The following is a 22,001-nucleotide window of genomic DNA, read 5'->3' on the forward strand; positions in this document are numbered from 1 at the left end:
TAGCGATACTTCGTTACCCAGACGATATGGACTGTTAACCGTGTAACCGTGTGACTTCCCCGTCGTTGTTCTGCCATGATGGTTTCTGTCAAAGCTACCATCTTTGCAAATCTGCCTGAAGCCCTGGAAAATGTGTAGCAGCTAAAGCCTCCCACTAAAGTGGGTAGTTTTGACTAGCGTGCTGGGACAATAAAGTACCCGCTAGACAATCTGCTCCACGATGGATTCCCGCCTGCGCGGGAATGACGTTGGGACTTTATTAATTTGCGAGTCCCTAAGTGTTAGGTAGCCTTTCGCTTCTTCTAGAGAGAAGTAACACCTAAAACCTAAAACCTATCAAGCCAATTCTGCCTGGTATACTTCCTGGAGAAAATTAACCAACCAGTCTTTAATCTGGTAAGTGGCACGGCAGTCATCTTCGTTGTAGTCGAGGATGGCATTGAGATAGGTGCGATCGCCGGTAGTCTGCCATTGCGAGTACCAGTAAATGGACTGGGCACCGTTGGCTGTGGGGTCGCGCCAATCAAAACCAAGCCAGCGGGCAATGGGCTTAAGTGCATAGCTTTCAACGGGCAGAGTGACCAAACGAGTAACCCGCTCGTGTAAATCGACGAAGCGGGTCAATAGCGGTCTGATTCGGTTGGAAGGAGTTTTATAAAGTTCGGCGAGTCGCTCAACCGTCTGCACCTCAAAGGGACAGAAATGGAATATGGGAGCCGTGGGATAAGTCCAAACCAGATCTAAAAATTGCTGCCAGACAAGTGGCTCATCCTCAGGACGCTCAGCAACAAAGGAGTGAAATGTCTCCGTCTTGGCATGACGGTCTACCACCAGAACCCCATGCAGGTAAACCAGATTCAACATGGGTTCCGCTTCAATGTCAAAGTAGAGTTCAACTGGGGCAGTGGGCAAATCGCCTTTTGAGAGGTGCGACTGGGGGGGGCTAACTGAGCGTGGCGATCGCCCATTCGCCGAGGTAAGCAGTTCAGTCCTCTCTTCAACCAACAATGCCCGATTTTGCAAGGTAGAGCGAGCCTGTCGCACCAGCTTATAAGCCGTTTCTCTGCCAAATCCCGGTAAGGGTTCAAGTTGTATCGGATTAGCGTCTGCCAGGGATTTGACCGTGGTTAAATTAAGCGCTTGCAACTGAAGGTAGCGGGTTGGGGTAACGCCAGGAAGCAGGGAAAGGTGTTGCTCCGCTTTGGCAAGGGAATAACAATGGCTGAACCAGTGGCAGAGGCTACATCGGTTACGGGCAATAAAAACTTCTGGCTCCTGAGGCTGGGTTAGGGTCAAAATGCAATCTGCCAGAATTTCCTGCATTTTGGGCAGAATTTCCCACAGATCAACGGCATAATGTCCCCGCTCCCGCAGCAGCAGCCACACGGTTTCTGCCCAGGCTCCCTGCACCTGTGCCAGTACATAGGTATGGTAAGCAGCAATAATTTGATATTCCAACTTTGGGCGCTTACCCAACTTAATTTCAGTCGGAACGTAAAGCCAGTCTCCAAAAATGGATTGACCGGGTTGTTTAACTAACAAGTCAGGATTGCTAACCAGCGTAGTACCATCGCTAGTTTCACTCAGCAAGATACCTTTATAAATGCGGTCTGTCCCCTGCTGCATCAGTTCCAGCGTTGATGCTGCACCTGCCTGCCAGTTGCGGTAAGAATAGGCGGGTTGTCTAAACGTCTGTTCTGCTATCACCGACTGGCGATTTGCATGGCTGTCTTGCAAAATTTTCAGCAGGTAGTCATTCGGAGGGTCACGTTGATCTAAGTCGCCATACGCATCCAAAAACGCCCGCCGACTACAGCGTTGATAATTTAGTAGCAGTTCAGCATCAATGAACATGCGTCTTTGACCAGTTACACCGGGATAGGAAATGGTGCCAAATATAGCGCTCAACCAATTGATCAGGACGATTTAATTAGACCAACCTGCCAACGTTGGCAGGTTGCAATCAACAGTTTTCACAACGCCCTAAAATTGGCGATCGCGACACCCATAAACAGAGCCGAAAGCACCCCTCTGAAGTTTAGTCAATAGCTAAATGCTAACAGCTAACGGTGAACTACTGGTCATCAATTGTGAAAAACTGGGCAGGAAGTAGGAGTCAGGAGCCGATTACCCATCGGTATGCTGTCTTACCAGCAACCTGACAATGGATGCGGTACACTGTCATTTCTGTAGCGATCGCGAGGTCTCAGAAAAATGGTCGGAAAATCAGTTCCTCCCAAGGTTGAGGGTGAAAAAGCCCTGGCAGACTTGCGGGATGAAACAGGTACCAGAAAACGTGCCAATGGTAACTCCTCCAGGTCAACCTCCGACTCGACTTCACAGCACACTCTAGAGGCTGCCACCGGGGCAGCCAAACAGTGGTCGATTGAGGACAGTGAGGAGCTGTATCGGATCACAGGCTGGGGAGAGCCTTACTTTTCGATTAATGCGGCAGGACACGTCACCGTCTCACCCCTGGGCGATCGCGGCGGTTCCCTGGATCTCTATGAACTGGTCAATGCCCTTAAACTACGCAACCTTAATCTGCCCCTACTGATCCGCTTCTCGGACATTTTGGAAGACCGGATCGAGCGTTTGAACGCAGCCTTTGCTAAGGCAATCGCTCGCTACAACTACGATGGCGTTTATCGCGGCGTTTTCCCGGTCAAATGTAATCAGCAACGCCATTTAATCGAAGCCCTGGTGAAATTTGGCAAGCCCTACCAGTTTGGCTTGGAAGCCGGTTCTAAACCAGAGTTAATGATTGCCCTGGCAAGTCTGAACACAGCGGGCGCTTTGCTAATCTGCAATGGCTACAAAGACCGGGAATATATTGAAATGGCAATCCTGGCGCAGCAGCTTGGAAAAATCCCGATTATCGTACTGGAGCAAATCGAAGAAGTTTCCCTGGTGATTGAAGCTGGACGCAAGTTAGGGATTCGCCCGATTGTGGGTGTGCGTGCCAAGTTGAGCAGTAAAGGGATTGGACGGTGGGGCACCTCTGCGGGCGATCGCGCCAAGTTCGGGCTGACTATTCCCGAAATTCTCCAGACGGTTGAGCAACTCCGTGCTGCCGATATGCTGGACTCACTCCAACTCCTGCATTACCACATCGGTTCCCAGATCTCTTCTATTGCGGTGATTAAGGATGCCATTCGAGAATCCAGCCAGGTCTATGTGGAACTGGCAAAACTGGGTGCAAACATGAAATATCTGGATGTGGGTGGCGGCTTAGGGGTGGACTATGACGGCTCCAAAACCAACTTCTACGCCTCCAAAAACTACAACATCCAGAACTACGCCAATGATATTGTCGCAGAGGTCAAGGAAGCCTGTGCCGAGCGGAATTTACCCGTTCCAACCCTAATTAGCGAAAGTGGACGGGCGATCGCCTCCCATCAGTCTGTCCTGGTATTCAATGTCCTGGGCACCAGCGATGCTCCCGCCAGTCCCCCCGAACCGCTCCAGGGAAAGGAACACCTGATCATCCGTAATCTTTACGAAACCTACGAATCCATCAGCGAAGAAAACTACCAGGAGGCATACCACGATGCCGCCCAATTTAAGGAAGAGGCTATCAGCCTGTTCAATTTTGGCTACGTTAGTTTGCCCGAACGCGCCCACGCCGAACGGCTCTACTGGGCTTGCTGTGAAAAGATTCTGGGTATTGTCCGTCAGCAAGAATACGTCCCCGACGATCTGGAAGATCTGGAAAAGATCATGGCATCGATTTATTACGTTAATCTATCGGTGTTTCAGTCTGCACCGGATAGTTGGGCGATCGACCAGCTTTTCCCCATCATGCCCATTCATCGTCTGGACGAAGAACCCACCAAACGTGCCACCTTGGCAGATCTGACCTGCGACAGCGACGGCAAAATTGACCAGTTTATTGATCTGCGGGATGTGAAACACGTCCTGGAACTCCACTCATTGATTCCCCTTACACCTCACCCCTCACCCCACCCTTCGGGAACGCCAGAGGCGAACACACCTCACACCTCACCTTCCACCCCTCAAGAACACCAACCCTATTACCTGGGCATGTTTCTCAACGGTGCCTACCAGGAAATCATGGGCAACCTGCACAACCTATTCGGTGACACCAACGCCGTTCACATTACGCTCACGCCCAAGGGCTACCAGATTGACCACGTCGTTAAAGGCGACACCATGACCGAAGTGCTGGGTTACGTCCAGTACGACTCCGAAGATCTGGTTGAAAGTATTCGTCAGCAAACAGAACAGGCAATGCAGGAAAAGCGAATTTCTCTGCAAGACTCCCAATTGCTTTTGCAAAATTATGAACGCAGCCTGAGCCGCTACACCTACCTGTCTCCATGAGTATGGACATACTTTAACGGGGGAGGGTAAGGGGGCGAAATCATACCTGCATTCAGCAATGCCGATCCATCAAGCATTACACCGTTGACTGCCTAACTTACTAACGCAGGTCGCTTTTTCCTGGGCGGTTAGTTCACTCCACGGGACATCTCGCCGCATCACAATTCCATTGTGCCCGGTCAAGAAACGAGGTAATTGCTGGTATTCAATTTGTTGCAGTGTCTGAATATCGTAGGTGGTGTAGGTGGTTAATTCGGGGGAGTCAAATTTAACGTCTACAACCGTCATAGCTTTGCGGGGAGGTGTGCCATCGACCAGTGGGCGGGGTCCCGATCCCAAAATGCCCATGTGCAGGAGTTGGAGATTCCCCCGATGTCCGGGGTAGTAGGCATGATGATGTCCGCTGATATAGGTATGAACCTTGTATTTTTCCAGCATTGCCCGCACTTGATCGGCATTTTCCATCACCTCAGACGGCTCATTTCGACCGATCGCCACCGCGTACAGAGGCAAATGCCCTATTAAAACCCGCATCTTGGCATTCTGTGCCTTTTCACTGGAGAGTGTTTTTTCTACCCAGGCAAGTTTGTCTTTAGGAATCTGGTGGGAGGAACCATCCCAGACCAGGAAAAAAACATTTTGAAACTCAAACGTGTAATAAAAAGGAAACTCAAACCGATCGACAAATTGAATACCGGAATTGTGTGCCGGGTCTTTCCAGTATGCGGCTGCCGCGTTCCGTTCCCGCTGGAACAGGAATTTTCCGGTTACGCCCAAGGCACCCGACGCATCGTGATTACCAATGGTGAAGCCAAAAGGCAGGTTTGCCTGACGCAGGGGAGCCGCTATGTGATCATCAAATGCCTGCCACATTGCCCGCAGGCGTTCATCGGTTAGGGTTGGATCTTGTCCAGCTACCATGTCTCCACTGCACAACACCATATCTGGTTTCCAGAAGGGAATTAGCTTCATCCCCTTATCCACCTCTGGAGGATAGTCGGTAGACCCATAAACATCGTTCAGGTCGCTGATTACCACAAACCGGACATCGCCACGAGGCGGGTCAAATAGACCATTAGGTCCGGCACTGGCAGCGATCGCTGCCGTCTCTGGGGGCAGGGGCGAGGGTGGTGGTGCCGTTGTCTGAGGCGTGGTTACATCCACTGGTTCTGGGGCGACCGGGGCTTGGGAAGTAGTCCCAGACTGGCAGGCGTGTACCCCCAGAGTCAGGAGAAATCCGATAATGCCCATCACCAGCCATTGGCAGAGCGATCGCCAGAAACGCATAGTTTGACAAGTCCAAGATCAGTTTCCAGGGACAACCTTAACCCATATCGCTGACATGGCGATCGCATTTTGGTGAAATTATGCTTTACTTGCCCAGTCTTTTGCCCAATTCAGGGTTTGATGCACCCGATCCAGGGTAGCCGCTTCAGAATAGAGACGCAGAACGGGTTCTGTTCCGCTGAAGCGGATTAGCAGCCAACTGCCATCTTCCAGCCGAAACTTGTAGCCATCAATCGCGAGACAGTCCACCACCTGGTGTCCGTCAATTTCCTGGGGCGGATTGGTTTTCAACTGGTGAAGCAGGCGATCGCGGGCATCCATGCCCGAAAGCGGCAGATCAATTCGGTCGTACTCAGAGGTATAGCCGGTGCGGGTTTGCAGATTTCGGTAGAGGTCGCTTAAGTCCGTACCCGATTGAACAATGGCTTCCAACAGATACAGCGCTGATAGCAACGCATCCCGTTCTGGAATGTGGTTGCCATAGCCGATGCCGCCAGATTCCTCTCCGCCTAGCAAAACCTGGGCTTCTAACATGCGATCGGCAATGTATTTATAACCGATGGGAGTTTCGAATACGGATAATCCATACAGGGCAGCCACTTTAGGCATCAGGTCTGAGCCACTGATGGTTTTGATAAATTCACCCGTTAAACCCCGGCGGGCAACCAGATGCTCCACCAGGATGGGAATCAGAATTTGAGAACTGAGAAAGTTGCCCTGGCTGTCAACCGCTGCAATGCGATCGCTATCTCCATCAAACACCAGCCCTGCAACAAGTTCAGCGGGATTCTCCTGATGATAAGTCTTAACCTGAGTCAGTAACTCTGTCAGGTATCGAGGCAGAGGTTCAGGGGCACCGCCACCAAATAGTGGATCACGGTTGCTATGTAACTCCCGAATGGGAGCATCCAGCAGCCGCCGCAAGCCTCCAGCCGCGGCACCATGCATCACATCGGCAAAGACCGTTATCTTTCCTTGCTGCAAAGCCTCCCGAATCTGGTCAATGTCTACCTTCGTTCGTAGTTCATGACAGTAACCCTGCCAGGGGTCAAAGGTCTGCAAAGTTCCCGGCGTTGCCTGATGATTCGTGATGCCTTCCTTCAGCATCGTTTCGATTTGCTGAGTCACCACCGGGGGCACCGAGCCGCCGAAGGCACCCTTCACCTTAAGTCCTGAATACTTCCCAGGATTGTGGCTTGCGGTAATGACCAAAGCCCCCAGAGCATGATGCTGTTTGGCTGCCCAGCTAAATGCCGGGGTGGGCGCATAACCTTCTGACAACAGCACATCAAATCCGGCTGCAATGACCGCATCGGCAACCGCACGGGCAAAATCTTCTGAGAGAAAGCGGCGATCGTAGCCCACAATGACTGTGCGACTGGCGGCTGCTTTGCCATAGAAATCAGCAAGCACCTGGGCAGCCAGAGGGGCAACTAGAACTAGGCGTTCAAAGGTGAAATCAGCCGCGATAACTCCTCGCCAGCCGTCCGTACCAAATTTAATGGAATTTGTAGTGACCAAAGTGGAAGAGGGGTGATTCATGGAAGAACAAGCAGAAGTCTACGCCTCTGAGTGTATTCCCTGAAAAGGGCATTCATCCAGAGGCAAGACGCTGCTATATCGTAACTTTAACCTGGTATTGGGGTCACGGCTTCCTGGCACTAATCCACTAAACGGAGGATTTTAGTTATCGTCTTCTGCGGAGGACTCTTCCTGCTTTGTTTCTGCTTCCAATTCGCGCTCAAGGTTTTGGAACGCCTTATATAACCAAATTTTGGATAGTTCTAAAGTACTGATCTGATCGGGTACTTCAACGGGAGTATTATACATGTTCCATGATTTCTAGCTGCTCTATCTTTAGAGTAACGAGCCAGACGCATCTCTTCAAGATCAGATCCGCCTAATGGGAGACAAATTTGGAGAAAATCAAAAAATTAGTTATTTGTCCCAAGGCGTAGTAAATCTTTAACCATGTGCAGTCATCATATCTGAAAAATTTCTTTTGGCAATCAGTTTCCGGTGTGATAAGGATTGGTCTCTAAAAGAAAAAATAGATATTACTTTGAAGCTGCATCTGGAAGCCGCATCGCAGCCTTTAGGGAGAGGTGAACTCCTTCAACCATTACTAATAATGGGGAATAGTTCTAAACTGCTCGCCTTAAAGGTATTTGTTTTTATTCTGGCTGCCAGGCTTTTCGGAGTGGGGGATTGGGTGGATAGGTAAACGACCGTAAATCACTTCGAGGTTTTTCCTGTTATGCCTAAAAAGAAAACCCAGCCACCTCTGCAAAAGATTGCACGAGACTGTTTTGGCTATGAACAGCTTCATCCAGGACAGGAGCAGGCGGTTCTGGAGGTTTTAGCTGGGCGCGATACGCTGGTTGTGATGCCAACTGGCGCAGGAAAATCTGCGATTTATCAACTGGCAGCGTATTTAATTGCAGGTCCAACCGTTGTTGTTTCACCCTTGCTGGCTTTGCAGCGTGATCAGGTGCAGGCGATCGCTCAGCAAGATATCGGTGAGGCTGCCGTGGTTAATTCAACGATTGGTACAGCTCAACGTCAGGAAACCTTTGAAGACCTGAAAGAGGGAGATTTGGAGTTTATTTTCCTGGCTCCAGAGCAATTTAGCAATCCGGAAACCCTGGCACATTTACAAGCTGCCCAACCATCCTTATTTGTAGTGGATGAAGCGCATTGCATTAGCGCCTGGGGTCACGATTTTCGTCCCGACTATTTACAATTGAACCCTGTCATAGAAGCGTTGGGACACCCCAGAATCATTGCTCTGACAGCGACAGCCGCCCCGCCGATTCGGGAAGAAATTATTGAACGGTTAGGGATGGAAAATCCTGCTCTGGTGGTTCAGGGGTTTGACCGTCCTAATCTCTGGTTGGCGGTGGAGCGGTATGACGATAATGCTGAAAAGTTAGACGTGTTGTGCGATCGCGTCCTTCACACTGAAAAACCCGGAATCGTTTACGCCGCAACCCGCAAACGAACGGAAGAAATCGCCCAACGGTTAGAAGATTTGGGAATTCAGGCAAGTTATTATCACGCGGGAATGAAAGCGATCGCACGGGAACAGGTGGAAGCAGCCTTTATGCAAGATGAGATCGATGTCCTGGTCGCTACGACGGCGTTTGGTATGGGAATGGATAAGCCAAACGTTCGGTTTGTGTTTCATGCCGATATCAGTAGTTCGCTTGACGCTTACTATCAGGAAATTGGGCGAGCAGGTCGAGATGGAGACCCTGCCAAAGCTTTACTCTTGTATAATCCAGAGGATCTCAACCTGCGCCGGTTTTTTTCTGGTGGTGGGCAGCTTGACCCGGAACAGATTGAACAGGTGGCGGAATTGATGCAACAGCAAACAGAACCTGTGACACCCAAAGAGTTGCATGAACAGATTGAACTTTCCCAGGCTAAACTCAAAACGGTTTTAAACCGGCTAACGGAGGTGGGAGCCGTCGAAACTCTACCGACCGGAGAAGTGGTTGCTACAAAGTCTGAACTTGAAGCCAGTGAAACAGCAGAGGCGATCATTGAGACTCAGGACCGCTGGAAACAGTGGGAGAGATCGCGGCTGGAAATGATGCGTGGTTACGCCGAAGTGCAAGATTGCCGCCGTCAGTATTTACTCAACTATTTTGGGGAAGCGTTTGAATCTCCCTGCGGAACGTGCGACAACTGCAAAGCCGGAATTACCGCCGATGAAAGTGAGGCGCAACACCCGTTTCCTGTTAGCAGTCGGGTTCGCCACAAAACCTGGGGGGAAGGGTTGGTAATGCGCCATGAGAGTGACAAAGTGGTGGTGCTGTTCGACCAGGTCGGCTATAAAACCTTAAGTGTGGATATTGCCCGTCTATATCGACTACTTCAACGAGTTCAGGAGTAATTTTGTCCATGTCATTACATCAGGTGTCTTCCACTCTGCAAACGCAGGCGACAAACCAGCTTTTGCCAAAACCTGTTTTACCTACGCGATCGCGTCTGGCAGAAGGACCCTGCTGGCACCTGGCAACCCAACTGTTGTACTGGGTCGATATTTACAATCACCGGGTTCATCAATTTGACCCCACCACCGGGCAAACTCGCTATTTTGATGTCGGGGATGTGGTTGGCTGCCTTGCCCCAGCAGGGGAGCATCGATTGCTAATGGCGCAGCGTCACAGTCTGGCATTTCTAGATACCCGTGATGGGAGTGTAACTCCCGTTGTGACCGTGGAAGCAGAAGCCAACCAACCGCAGAATCGGTTTAATGATGGCAAATGTGATTCATCAGGGCGTTTCTGGTTTGGCTCCAGGCATCCTGAAGAGCCAGTCGCCAGTCTTTACCGTTATGACCCGGATGGCTCTTTGCATTGCATGGAAACTGGGCTAACGATTTCCAATGGGCTGGGCTGGAGTCCCGATGACCGCACCTTTTATCTGACTGACACCCCTAAAAGAACCATTTATGCCTATGATTTTGAGCCTGAACCTGGTTCTATCAGCAACCGGCGAGTGTTGATTGATTTAAACGAAGCTTCCCTTTTCCCCGATGGACTGACGATTGACCAGGATGGCTGCATCTGGGCTGCTATCTGGGATGGCTGGTGTGTGATTCAATTTGATCCCAGCGGCAAAGAGATCAAACGCATCCCAATGCCTGTTCAGTGTCCAACCGCCTGCACCTTTGGGGGGATTGATCTGACCACGCTTTATATCACCACAGCCTCGGTTGGGCAGAGTCAGGCAGAAATTGAGAAAAGCTTCCACTCTGGCGATTTGTTTTGTCTAGCCACCGATACGGTTGGATTACCTGCCCATTCTTTTGGTTAGGACTAGTGATTTCTAGATTTTTGGCTTATGGATTTGACACCTGACACCTGATACCTCCTAATCCCTTTCCTTATTCCCCATAACCACCACTGGTGACTTTGCCTCGAAACACAATGTACTGGTAGAGGTTGTAAAACAGCATCACGGGTATTAGAAACCCAATAAAAATAATCATGATCACCAGAGAACTAGGGTCGGCAGCAGCCTCGTAAATCGTGATTTGCATTGGAATGATATAGGGAAACACAATCAGACCCAAACCCAGAAACGTGAGGACAAATAAAAGAATTGTCCACAGAAAGGGACCCCGATCTTCCTTGCGATTCAGGCTTCTAAGCAACTGCACAATCAGAAGAACTCCCAGAATGGGAATAATGGCAAAGATGTAAATCAGGGGCTGCTGAAACAGCCGCGATCGTGCACTCTCGTAAAAGATGGGCGTTGAAATCGTAATAAAAATCGCTCCCAGGAGCGTTGTCCAGGCAGCGATTTTGGCAGTTCTGTAATGGGTTTCCTGCAACTCCCCTTCTGTCTTCCACACCAAATAGGTGGAGCCAATCAAAACGTAAGCCTGAATTAGAGTCAGTGCCACCAACACCGACTGCCAGCTTAACCAGTCCCAGGTTCCACCAATGAAATGACCCGTTTTATCGACTGCAATTCCCTTCAGGACTGCACCCAACGCAAACCCCTGCCCTAGCGCTGCTACAAAGCTACCCGCACCAAAGGCAATATTCCAAAAAAACTTGCGGGTTGCCTGCTCCCGAAACTCAAACGCCACACCCCGAAAAATAAAACCAAAAATCATCACAAAAATTGGGATATACAGGGCATTTAGAATCGTGCCATAGGCTAGGGGAAAGGCTCCAAACAGCCCACCCCCCATCAATACCAGCCAGGTTTCATTGGCATCCCAAATGTTACTCAGACTCGTCATCAAAATACCCCGCCGCTCCTCATCATCCGAAGTCAGGGATAAAATGCCCACCCCCAGATCAAACCCATCCAACATCACGTACAGGAACAGAAAAAGCGCCAGAATTACAAACCAGACCTGGGGAAGAAAGTAGGTAAGAGTTTCCATAGGGAAGGAGTTGGGAGTTGGGAGTTGAGAGTTGAAAGTTGGGGGATAGAGTTATTTGTCGTTTGTCCTTTGTAAAGACCAATAATCACTGACCACTGACCACCGACCACTGACCACTGACCAACAACGAACAACTCTTCTCACCCATCACCTATTACTGCTGCGCTTCAACCGGGCGATCGTCTGGTACAAACTCTCCAGGTTTGGTGTCTACGGCGGGTTGGTCGGGTTCAGTACCGGGAACAGGTAGATCCAAGTTGGGACCTTTGCGGATGATGCGGCTACCAAAATACAGAAAAGCCACCAACAGAACGGAGTAAACCGTTGCAAACGCAAGCAGGGATGTCAACACGTTGCTGGGCGGTAGATTGGAAACTGAATCAACCGTGCGGATCTGCCCATAAAGGGTCCAGGGTTGCCGTCCGACGCAGCGCACGATCCAGCCTGATTCCACAGCGATATAACCCAGGGGAGCTGCAAATATCCAGGCAACCATGAGCCAGCGCTGTTGAGCAATTTTTTCGGGAGACAGTTTGCCCAGCAACCACCAGAGCACACTGAGCAGCATCAAACCTGCAAAGAAAAATCCGATCGCAATCATGGTGCGAAAGGCATAGTAAATCAACCCAACCAGATGGGGTCTATCTTCTGGCTTCCACTCCTTTAAACCCTGCACGGGTTCAGATAGATTTTGCTTAAATTCCAGAATCAGCCCCAGGGCATTGGGGATCGTGATTTCCCAATCATTTTTCTCCGCTTTTTCATTGGGAAGGGCGATTAAGCTCCAGTCAGCGGGCTGTCCGGCAGGGGAAGTTTCCCATTGCGCTTCCATCGCGGCAAGTTTGGTGGGTTGGTAATGGTAGACTTGCTCACCGCTTAGATGACCGATATAAAGTTGTAGTGGGGCAACCGCGATCGCGGCAGCTATCACAATTTTGAGCGATCGGGAAAAGAAAGCTTCATGACGACGTTTAAGAATATACCAGGCACTAATGCCGCCAATTACGAACAGAGACGTTTCCAGGGTGGCAAAAAACATATGCAGAACACTGTTCAACATAAACGGGTTGAACATTGCCTGGAAGTAATCATGAACAACGAATTTGCCATCAACTAATTCACCTCCTGCCGGGGATTGCATCCAGGAATTGGCAGTCAAAATCCAGACGGTAGATAGGTTGGCACCGACCGCAACCAGGATCGTCGAAAGAAAGTGAATCGCGGGACTCACCCGCTCCCATCCAAACAGCATGATGCCCAAAAAAGCCGCTTCTAGCATAAATGCCCAGGATGCTTCAAATCCAATCACACTGCCAAAAAAGTTACCGACAGCTTCAGAAAACGGTGCCCAATTGGTACCAAACTGAAATTCCATCGGAATACCAGTTGCCACCCCAACTCCAAAATTTAAGACATAAAACTTTGACCAGAAACGGGCATGGTGGTAATAATCGGGATTTTTGGTTTTTAGCCATAGCCCTTCCACCATCACCAGATAAATTCCCATACCTGTGGTCAGGACGGGAAACAGCATGTGAAAAATAGCAGTCAGCGCAAACTGCATGCGCGACAGCACCAACGTATCGGACCAAAATTCCATCGCACTCTCCTCGAGTAAATTTGAGAGGCTACCGAGGATCAGGATAATGACCCATTTGATAAAGCGTAATATTTCTTAGAAAGTCTAAAGATCAGGATTTAGTTTAGGTAGAGAAGTTTGTCAGGATGGGTGATGGGGATTTCCAAAAATATGACTTTAGGCGCATTTAGCTTCCCAAGATGAAATGTATCCTTCGTTGACAGCTTCTTTTGGGAGTGGCGTTGCTGAGTTAAACCGTAATACCTCATCGGGAGGGAGTGCCTGTGTGCCTACCCGGTCATTGTAGGGGGCAATCCTAAAGCGACTATTCATTCCTTCCCAGATTCAGTAACGTTTATTTTCGTTCCTCCAGGGCTGATTTTGTTTTTGTTCCTTAACGCAGATTTGTGATGAGATTGGATACTGTTGCACAGACGAAACAGATTATTACGCTGGAAAATGCTGATCTTCAATTAACGATTAGACCTGACTGTGGGGGGCGGATTGACCAATTGCACGATCGCAGAACCGGACATGATTGGCTATGGCATCCGGAGACTTATATCCCTTCTCAGGCGCGATCGCTACCCTTGGGAGCATCCTTTGATGACCATTGGACAGGAGGGTGGGCTGAGATATTCCCCAGTCAGGCTGGTGGCGAATTTCGTGGACGTGATCTGGTCGATCATGGTGAGTTGTGGTCCCAGGCATGGGACGTAGTAGAAGCGTCCCAGTTCTATGTAAAACTGACTTACCAGTGCCATACAGTGCCCATATCGGTCGAAAAAAGTATTCTGCTGAGTGAAAGCCAGCCGGAAGCCAAGATCGGGTATCGGTTTCAAAACCACTCTAAGGAAACGATTCCCTTTTTGTTCAAGCAACAGGCAGCGATCGCAATCGCGGAAGGGGATGAAATTCTGTTGCCCGATTGCTTAATTGAACCAGCTTTGCCTGAGTTCAGCAAAATTATTGGACAGGCAAAGAAAACGAAGTTTCCAAAGGCATTGGCGGCAGATGGTCAAGAAATTGAGGTGCATCAAATTCCGCCGCGATCGTCGAAATTGCAGGAATTCTACTACAGTTCCAATTTGGCATTGGGCATGTGCGGCATTCGCCGTCGCGATTCCCAAACTTCTCTGGTGATGCGCTTTGACACCTCCGATTTCCCCTATGTTTGGGTGTTTCAAAGCTATGGCGGATGGCAGGATCACTACGTTGTGGTCCTCGAACCCTGCACCACCATACCCGCGGACTTAGAAACTGCCTACCAAAATGGCACAACCGCCCAACTTAGACCCCAGGAACGGCAATACCGAACGATGACCATCCGCTTGAGCAATTGAGCAATTAGGATAGCTATTGATTGGTGAGAATGGAAGGCTATGGGGCTTTTCTCTCGCCGCATCACAATACTCATACGGTCATGGAATAAAGCTCTCTAAAAAGGTTAAATTGAACTGTAACCATGTCAACGCTTTAGCCATCATGAGTCAAGGTGCATCGGGAATCGCGTCCAATGCGGCTTTAGTTGCCGCCCAACAGTTACACCATCAACTTCAGGTCAATAGCGGAACTGCCCGGCGGCGTTATAACTGGTGGCAGAGAGGAGCGATCGCCCTCATCATCAGTTCGACGTTTCTGGCGGTTCTGCCCTGTCTGACCCAAAATATAGACAACCGGGTACTGCTGATTCAGGTTTGTCGAGCCGGGTTAATCATGGCAGGACTGGTGTTTGCAGGACTGGTGTTCCAATCCAACCCATTCCAGGAAGATCGGGATTGGCTGGCGCTGGCAGCAGGGGCAGCGGCGACCGAACGGGCAATATACTTCTATCGCACGCTTTTACACCAAACATCCAACCGTAGTTTCTGGCTCAATCAACAGATTGCCACGATTCAGCAACAGGTACAGGAGCGGTTTCGAGGTGGCTGGTTGTTACAGCATGCTCCGGGCTGTGGGGATGAACTTGACTGGGAAGATGAAAATTTGCAAGCGGATGGCTATTTGCAAGAACGCCTGGTGCCTCAGTTAGAACAGGCAAGACAGCAGGCAAAACAACTGGCAACTTATCGCGATCGCCACCAGCTAGGGATTCTGATATGCATTGGATTGATCGTGCTGTTACCTGTTGTGAATTTGGATGGATTGGGCTGGGGAGCGATCGCCCCTATGGTTGGATTAGCATTTCTGCTCTGGGTTAGGGTCAGTTCTCTCAACCGCTGGCTGACTATCCAGAACCAGCTAACCATCGGGTTAACTCTGCTGAAGGATTACTGGCAAAGCCTGTCCCCATCAGAGCAAAGCACTCAGGCATACTTCCGTCTTGTCCTCGCCACAGAAACATTAATTGAGAATCCTTACCGCCAAATTGCAGACCAGGTGCAGGACTCACTGGAAATGTTGCAAGCAGACGATGAGTTGCAAATTCAGTCATGGATGGCTCGACCGTTACCGATCGCCCTTGAACGAGAATTGCCTATAACGATTCCAGCCACGGAGCCAGAGGCGTTAATTGAAGCACCAGAGTTTGTGGTAGCCGATGCTTCATCAGAACTTACCACCAATGGAAAGAAAACCCTAGAGCCGATTGAGCCACCACCCACCACCTCTCATCCTGCCCTGCCAGCGGCTGCACCCCCGCTAAGGCGCGATCGCCCCCATGCCTTTGTGGTCATGCCCTTCGGACGCAAGCAAGGACCCGACGGACGCTGGATTGACTTTAACAACATCTACCAAAACCTGATTAAACCTGCGATTGAAGAGGCAGGCTTTGAGTCCTTTCGAGCGGATGAAGAAGCTGCCAGTGGCGATATTCTGGCAGATATGTTTCAGGAATTGCTGCTGGCGGATCTGGTCGTGGCTGACCTCAGTATTGACAATGCCAATGTGTTCTATGAACTGGGCATCCGCCATGCTCTACGGCGACGAGGCTCCGTCCACATTCAAGCGGGGCGTTCCTACATGCCCTTTGATATTTTTAACGTTCGCACCCTGGTTTACCACTGTGATGACAGCGGCTGTCCAGATATGCAGTTTTTGTATAAGGACAAACAAGCCCTGATCAACATGATCCAGGCGACCTGGACTTCTGAACGTAGCCGCACCCATAGCCCTATTTTCAATCTGTTGACGGGACTGCCCGAACCCGATCGCAAAGTGCTGCGCACCCCTCTTGCAGAAGGCTACTGGCGGGAATACAACACGCTGCAATCCTTGATTGCGATCGCCCAACGGCAAAAGCGAATTGGGGATGTGATTCTGTTAGCGGAAGAGGTCAGCAATCCGCTGATTAAGGAAGATATCATTGCAGAAGCAGGGAAGGCACTCAAGAGTATGGGCAATTCTGCCCTTGCCCTCAAGCAATACCATCAGGGTCTCAAGATCAATCCAGAGAGTATCGCTTTTCGCTGTGAAGAGGCCTATCACCTGAGCCACCTGGGGCAAGTTGATGAGGCGATCGTCAAACTGGAAGATCTGATCCGTGAACAACCGGATTGTGTCGATGCCACCACCTATCTGGCTCGGATTTACAAAGACTTATGGAAACAAAACTGGTGTGCCATTACCGACGAGCAACCGCGAATTCAGGTTGCCTATGAAGCCTCATGTCTCCTGCAAAAGTCGATCGAAAACTATCTTCGCGGGTATTCCCTCGATCAAAACAAATACTATCCCGGCATCAATGCACTCACCTTAATTGCACTGCTAAATCACTTAGCAGAGACGGCTGCATTCCCCAGCGGTGACTCCGACGAAACGGCTTACCGAAACAAGTTGTCGGCATTAAAGGGGTCAGTCTATTTTTGTTTGGAAAGCAATTTGCTAAAGTGCCCTAACGACTTTTGGGCTGCCCTTTCCCTCGGAGATCTGGCGGTGTGTGTGGCAGAAACACCCCAGCAGGTGGCAACAGCCTATCGAAAAGCCCTGGCGATTCTTTGGAACAATAAATTTGCCTTGCAAATAACCCTCGATCAGCTCAAGCTCATGGAGTTGTTAGGGTTTCGTCCAGAGCATGTGCAAGCAGGCATTGCCGTGCTGCAATATGGGCTGAGGCGGTTTGAACAGCGAAACCAGCTATTCGTCCGTGCTGAGCCAGATGAAGTCATCCAACCGACCCAGGTATTTCTGTTTACCGGGCACATGGTAGACCACCCCGATCGCACAAAACCCCGGTTTCCGGCAGTCATGGAGGCAGAAGCTGCCCAGCGAATCGAACACTCCCTGGATCGACTGCAAGCGAATAGCAATTGTATTGCGATTGCACCTGGCATTGCCTGCGGGGGAGACGTGCTTTTCCTCGAAGCCTGCCTCAAACGCAATATGCAGGTGGAGGTTTACCTGCCCTCTGAACCATCGGAGTTTATTCAAGATTCGGTCAGCTTTGCCGGAGACCACTGGGTTGAGCGATTCTACAACATCTACAATCATCCCAATGTGATTGTGCATCTTCAAAGCAGTCGCTTAGGTGCAGTGCCCGACGGCGACAATGTCTACCGACGCAATAACCGCTGGGCGCTATATTCCACTCTGGTGTATGACATTAAAGGTGTGCGGTTGATTGCCCTGTGGAACGGGCAGGGGGGAGACGGTCTGGGCGGTACGGCTGATATGGTGAAGCAAGTGCAACAACTGGGTGGCATTGTTGATCACATTGACACCACCAAGTTTGACTACTGGAAACAGCCCAGTGCTTCAATTGAATCAGATCGCGACCTGGAAAGTTCGGATATCAAAAGTTCTGAGATGATGCATGGGTTTTCAGCCGCGAGGAGAGCGTCTCTAAATGGTTGAAGAGGATAGGATAGTAGCGGTTACAGTGGGTGGTGAATGACACCATTTCCTCTGAGTAGCATAGGACTGTCCAGTAGCCCTTGTGACTTCCTCAATCCTTTTTGATCATGAATTTCTCTCGCCTACTACTAACTAAACTGGGTGCGATCGCCCCCCTCCTGCTGCTATTTGCCTGTAGCAGTACAACCCCTCAATCCTCGCTCCCCACCCCGCCCCCGCCCTTACCCGTTGAAACAGCGACCCCTTCACCCAGACCCATCACTGCCCGCTCCTCTCCCAAATCAACAGCCGCTGTCGGTGCCAAACCATCCGAGGCAGTCAATGCTCAGCCAACCCCATCCATTGATACCCTGCCGAGGGGAATCGACATTGCGACCAGTGCCTCCGCCCTTGCCCGCGATGCCCAAACGCCAGAAGACTGGAAACTGGTAATCACCCAATGGCAACGGGCGATCGCCTCCCTCAAAGCCGTCCCCAAAACCAGCCCCGATTACAAAACCGCTCAGAAACTGCTGCCCACCTATCAAAAACAACTGGCAACCGCTCAACAGCGGGCAAAAAATAATCCCCAACAGACCTCAACCGTTGCCAAAGGACAGCCCCAGGAAGGTGGCATCCCGTTATTTGCTTCCTCAAACGGCTCTGAGGCAGTGGAAGGTGCCATTGCCACCCTCAACCAGCAGCAGTCCACATTTTTTAATCAACAAAAACGATTTGCCGCCAGCCTGACAGAACTGGGAAAACCCGTGACTAATGACACCCCCAGCTACACCCTATCCACCAGTGGGGACGCAACCCGAGCCGTGTCAACAGCGATCGCCCAAAGAGACGGATTGCCCAGCTACACCGGAGCCGTCTACATCCTCAAACAAGATGACAAGAACGTGCCCCTATCGATTGTTTGCGCCAGCCAGCAAAACTCCAAAACTGCCCCCGCTACCCCCACTTTGAGTGGCAACCAATTGACCTGTCCCAGTGGCTCTGCACCCGTGTAGAAGGAGTTAAGAGTTAAGAGTTAAGAGTTGAGAGTTAAGAGTTAGGGGGAAAGAGTCATCGGGAATAGGGAATAGGTGAAGGTTGAGAGCTGTACGGCTCTGTTCCAAAGAGTAGGCTAAAGTTTACCTGCCCCCCAACGCCTCCTCTCTCTACCAGCTAACAACCAACAAAAACACTTAACACCTGACACTCTTACCGTCGTCTCAGTGCCACAAGAACCAGTTCTGGTAGTACCTGGAGTCCACGCTACATTCCCTATAGGGGCATGTTGGCATTAGCCATCTCTAAAAACTTTCTGCTAAAACTAATTTTTGAGATAGATTTGAGGTAGCTTTCCTGCATCAGCTACAGACTCAATGAGGGTACAAACCTATGGGCAGTAACGGTAACAAACAAATCCTTCATCCGACTCGGATTGATATTCCTGAGGATCAGCGTTCCGAAATTGTTGGACTGCTCAATCAAACATTGGCTGCTACGTTAGATCTCAAAACCCAGGTCAAGCAGGCTCACTGGAATGTAAAAGGGCTAGATTTTTATCAATTGCATGAGCTGTTTGATGAAATGGCAGGGGAACTGGAAGAGTACGTTGATATGGTTGCCGAACGGGTCACCGCCCTGGGTGGCACTGCCCTGGGCACTGCCCGGATTGCCGCCCAAACTTCAATTCTGCCCGAATACCCCCTCACCATCCTGGACGGGAAAGACCACATCACTGCCCTGGCAGACCGTTACGCTCCCTATGCCAAACATTTGCGGGACGGCATTGACCAGACCGATGACTTAGGGGACGCAGACACCGCCGATCTTTATACAGAAGTTTCCAGAACCATTGATATGCGGTTGTGGTTCCTGGAAGCTCACTTGCAAGGAAGCGAGGCGGTAACCTCTGACAATGGTCATGGTGGGACTGCTGCAACCGCCCCAAAACCTGCCAGAACAACCGCTGCTAAGGCAACGGCGAAACCGGCAACCACCAAAGCAACCACTGCAAAAACTAAAACCACCAAAGCAACCACAAAGTCAGCCAATAAGAAAGGAAAAGCCAAAAGTTAAGGAATGGGATCTTCAATTTCAGTCGATCGCGATCGCTTCGATTCAGAAGTGCTCCAGAAATCCTATGAGAAGCCAGTTCTTGTAGACTTTTTTGCCACCTGGTGCGGACCCTGCCAGATGCTCAAGCCGATGCTAGAAAAGCTGGTGCAGGAGTACGATTTTGTTCTGGCAAAGGTCGATATTGACCAGAATCCAGATCTGGCACATACCTATGAGGTTGAGGGCGTTCCCGATGTGCGGATTGTGCTGGATGGTCAGGTAAATCCGGGGTTTGTTGGTGTCCTTCCAGAACCCCAACTCCGAGAGCTTTTAGCTCAACTCAACCTGACATCTGTATTAGACGAATCCCTGGAAGCGGTCTATAACGATGCGGCAATGGGCAACGTTGAACAGGCACAGGCTCGCCTGGAAGAGTTGTTAAAGCAGTATCCAGGCGATCGCAAACTCATCCTGGAAGCCGCCAATTTCTATCTGGAAGCGGGTCAACTGGAGACTGCCGAAACCCTGCTGTCATCGATTCCCGATCATGACAAGGCGTACTTTCCCCATGTCAAAACCCTCAGGGCACTGGTTGGGTTCAAACGAATGGTCAATCAGCCTACAGGAGACAGTGAACTGGATCAGCAGTTTCAGCAAGCGGTTCAATCCGTTTTAGGAGAGAACTACGAGGCAGGGTTGCAACAATTTCTGGGCATTGTCAGCCGCGATCGGCGTTACCAGAACGATGGTGCCAGAAAAGCGATGCTGGCAGTCTTCGATCTTTTGGGTGACGACCACCCCTTAACGAAAGACTACCGTAAACGGCTCACCCTGTTGCTTTATTAAATTGGATGGTAAGGTAACGTTCTTGATGGCTTTGTTTTTTGCCGCCAGAGCATCTGTAATAGCGCAAAGGTCGTCTCAAATCAGCGGCGGCAAGCAACCTCGAACTCAGCAGCAGCATTCAACCGTCTGCTAAATTTGAATTGTTAGACAACTCTAGCTGTGAAGAGGTGCTTCGTGTCGTTAGCCAATGTTCAAAAGAATGATGGCTCTCACCGCTTTGCCTACCTGCTAGCAGTCCTTCAACGCCAATATGTTCGTCTAAGTCAATCCACTCAATTGCATAACCATCTCCTAAGAGTTGCCAGTTTTGCCGCTCTTCCTGAGATGCGTGCAGCAATCGGGGATACCAGGATAACGGCACTATTAAACTACGTCCATCGATCAAGTCCAAAATCAACTTTTCATCGGTTACTTTGACCTGCGCTGCAAGGGGTTCTGTTTCAAGCGTCAAAGTAGTCATGCCAAGCCTCCAACAATGTTTGTTCGTGTTTCTCCACAAGCTGAGAAATATCGTTTAATTCGTGGTCTTTAAAGCCTCGATTTTTCGCCAAAGAAACAGGACTCAGCCAAAACTTAGCCAACTGCCGATCTCGCTTAACATGAATATGAGCAGGTTCGCCTCTATCAGAACTGAAAAAGATGAAACTGTAAGGACCAACCTGTAGAACCGTAGGCATTAATGAGGACGTTACTCACCTATCTCCTTCAGTTTAATCTACAGCCACACTATCAGAATGAGTAGGGTGAGCCTCAATGCGCCTTACAAGAGCCGCGATCGCACTATACTATCCGCATCATTTAGTTCGCATTACAAGATATATACAAAATCAGAGAACTTTTTAGCCAGATCTAGCAATGCACTTCGTAATTTTCCAGATGATGGGAGTTGGATCAGCATCCTATTCTTCGCACGAGTGAACGGAATCAGAAACCATGAAGGCAAATATCTAAAATCGTCTGAATCTGCGTTCCGGTTAAGAAAGGCAGATTCAAGTAAGTCGATATTTTCTTTCTCGCCTAAAACAGCGCGGTTGCGGTTAATGCAAAACCAAAACCAATGTTGAAGATCGAGCAGCAATGTTGCCCATCCATCCCACGGCAGCTTTCAAGAGAAACGCAACGTACTTGGTTAAGCTCAGGAATTTTTTAGGCTTCTTCCCTTAAAGGTGTTCAAACGCCATAAAAGCAATGCCTTTGATAGATTCTCCCTTGGAG

Annotated in this window: 17 protein-coding genes and 1 pseudogene; 8 read left to right on the forward strand and 10 right to left on the reverse strand. The window is 50.0% G+C overall.

Annotated elements, in window-relative coordinates; genetic code table 11:
• Positions 1 to 77, reverse strand: a pseudogene (locus AC1S52_RS18490) (IS200/IS605 family transposase); the annotation flags it as partial.
• A gap of 259 nt (positions 78 to 336) precedes the next feature.
• Positions 337 to 1,908, reverse strand: a complete 1,572-nt coding sequence (locus tag AC1S52_RS18495) for a TM0106 family RecB-like putative nuclease (RefSeq protein WP_482030515.1) — start codon at positions 1,906 to 1,908, stop codon at positions 337 to 339.
• Positions 1,909 to 2,214: 306 nt separating this feature from the next.
• On the opposite strand from AC1S52_RS18495, the gene speA reads away from it, so the two are divergent.
• On the forward strand, positions 2,215 to 4,344 hold the full coding sequence (speA, locus tag AC1S52_RS18500) for a biosynthetic arginine decarboxylase (RefSeq protein WP_482030516.1): 2,130 nt from the start codon (positions 2,215 to 2,217) through the stop codon (positions 4,342 to 4,344).
• Between the two features lie 69 nt (positions 4,345 to 4,413).
• Here the strand turns inward: speA and AC1S52_RS18505 are convergent, their stop codons facing one another.
• The 4 genes from AC1S52_RS18505 to AC1S52_RS18520 all read right to left on the reverse strand — a co-directional run bounded on the left by AC1S52_RS18505 (position 4,414) and on the right by AC1S52_RS18520 (position 7,461).
• Positions 4,414 to 5,508: a metallophosphoesterase family protein gene (locus tag AC1S52_RS18505; protein WP_482030517.1), complete on the reverse strand. Its 1,095-nt coding sequence runs from the start codon at positions 5,506 to 5,508 to the stop codon at positions 4,414 to 4,416.
• Positions 5,420 to 5,647, reverse strand: a complete 228-nt coding sequence (locus AC1S52_RS18510; RefSeq protein WP_482030518.1) for a hypothetical protein — start codon at positions 5,645 to 5,647, stop codon at positions 5,420 to 5,422. Before AC1S52_RS18510 ends, AC1S52_RS18505 begins: the two co-directional genes overlap by 89 nt.
• A gap of 62 nt (positions 5,648 to 5,709) precedes the next feature.
• The gene (locus AC1S52_RS18515) at positions 5,710 to 7,173 is read right to left on the reverse strand and encodes a phosphoglucomutase/phosphomannomutase family protein (RefSeq protein ID WP_482030519.1); all 1,464 of its coding nucleotides are present in this window, start codon (positions 7,171 to 7,173) and stop codon (positions 5,710 to 5,712) included.
• Positions 7,174 to 7,314: 141 nt separating this feature from the next.
• A complete protein-coding gene (locus tag AC1S52_RS18520; protein WP_482030520.1) occupies positions 7,315 to 7,461 on the reverse strand; it encodes a hypothetical protein in 147 nt (48 codons plus the stop codon).
• Positions 7,462 to 7,888: 427 nt separating this feature from the next.
• Here AC1S52_RS18520 and AC1S52_RS18525 point away from each other — a divergent pair, with 427 nt between their 5' ends.
• Both AC1S52_RS18525 and AC1S52_RS18530 read left to right on the forward strand, forming a co-directional pair.
• Complete coding sequence (locus AC1S52_RS18525) at positions 7,889 to 9,529, forward strand: RecQ family ATP-dependent DNA helicase (protein WP_482030521.1); 1,641 nt, start codon at positions 7,889 to 7,891, stop codon at positions 9,527 to 9,529.
• A gap of 8 nt (positions 9,530 to 9,537) precedes the next feature.
• Entirely contained in the window at positions 9,538 to 10,455 is a 918-nt protein-coding gene (locus AC1S52_RS18530) for an SMP-30/gluconolactonase/LRE family protein (protein WP_482030522.1), read from the forward strand.
• 70 nt (positions 10,456 to 10,525) lie between these two features.
• On the opposite strand, the gene cydB is transcribed toward AC1S52_RS18530, so the two are convergent.
• Together cydB and AC1S52_RS18540 are read right to left on the reverse strand one after the other, a co-directional pair.
• Positions 10,526 to 11,539: a cytochrome d ubiquinol oxidase subunit II gene (gene cydB, locus AC1S52_RS18535; protein ID WP_482030523.1), complete on the reverse strand. Its 1,014-nt coding sequence runs from the start codon at positions 11,537 to 11,539 to the stop codon at positions 10,526 to 10,528.
• A gap of 154 nt (positions 11,540 to 11,693) precedes the next feature.
• Positions 11,694 to 13,139, reverse strand: coding sequence for a cytochrome ubiquinol oxidase subunit I (locus tag AC1S52_RS18540; protein ID WP_482030524.1), 1,446 nt, complete (start codon positions 13,137 to 13,139; stop codon positions 11,694 to 11,696).
• 389 nt (positions 13,140 to 13,528) lie between these two features.
• Between AC1S52_RS18540 and AC1S52_RS18545 the strand changes: the two genes are divergently transcribed.
• The 5 genes from AC1S52_RS18545 to AC1S52_RS18565 all read left to right on the forward strand — a co-directional run bounded on the left by AC1S52_RS18545 (position 13,529) and on the right by AC1S52_RS18565 (position 20,786).
• The gene (locus tag AC1S52_RS18545; protein ID WP_482030525.1) at positions 13,529 to 14,461 is read left to right on the forward strand and encodes a DUF4432 family protein; all 933 of its coding nucleotides are present in this window, start codon (positions 13,529 to 13,531) and stop codon (positions 14,459 to 14,461) included.
• A gap of 142 nt (positions 14,462 to 14,603) precedes the next feature.
• The gene (locus AC1S52_RS18550; RefSeq protein ID WP_482030526.1) at positions 14,604 to 17,909 is read left to right on the forward strand and encodes a tetratricopeptide repeat-containing protein; all 3,306 of its coding nucleotides are present in this window, start codon (positions 14,604 to 14,606) and stop codon (positions 17,907 to 17,909) included.
• Positions 17,910 to 18,016: 107 nt separating this feature from the next.
• The gene (locus AC1S52_RS18555; RefSeq protein WP_482030527.1) at positions 18,017 to 18,904 is read left to right on the forward strand and encodes a type IV pilin-like G/H family protein; all 888 of its coding nucleotides are present in this window, start codon (positions 18,017 to 18,019) and stop codon (positions 18,902 to 18,904) included.
• Between the two features lie 373 nt (positions 18,905 to 19,277).
• A complete protein-coding gene (dps, locus tag AC1S52_RS18560) occupies positions 19,278 to 19,961 on the forward strand; it encodes a DNA starvation/stationary phase protection protein Dps (protein WP_482030528.1) in 684 nt (227 codons plus the stop codon).
• A 3-nt stretch (positions 19,962 to 19,964) separates the two neighbouring features.
• Entirely contained in the window at positions 19,965 to 20,786 is an 822-nt protein-coding gene (locus tag AC1S52_RS18565) for a tetratricopeptide repeat protein (RefSeq protein WP_482030529.1), read from the forward strand.
• Positions 20,787 to 20,904: 118 nt separating this feature from the next.
• Here the strand turns inward: AC1S52_RS18565 and AC1S52_RS18570 are convergent, their stop codons facing one another.
• Together AC1S52_RS18570 and AC1S52_RS18575 are read right to left on the reverse strand one after the other, a co-directional pair.
• The gene (locus AC1S52_RS18570) at positions 20,905 to 21,246 is read right to left on the reverse strand and encodes a DUF2442 domain-containing protein (protein WP_482030530.1); all 342 of its coding nucleotides are present in this window, start codon (positions 21,244 to 21,246) and stop codon (positions 20,905 to 20,907) included.
• Positions 21,227 to 21,463: a DUF4160 domain-containing protein gene (locus AC1S52_RS18575; RefSeq protein ID WP_482030531.1), complete on the reverse strand. Its 237-nt coding sequence runs from the start codon at positions 21,461 to 21,463 to the stop codon at positions 21,227 to 21,229. The genes AC1S52_RS18570 and AC1S52_RS18575 overlap by 20 nt, the downstream gene beginning before the upstream one ends.
• Positions 21,464 to 22,001: the final 538 nt, after the last annotated feature.

It is taken from the genome of Kovacikia sp. CALU 1929 (assembly GCF_056784235.1).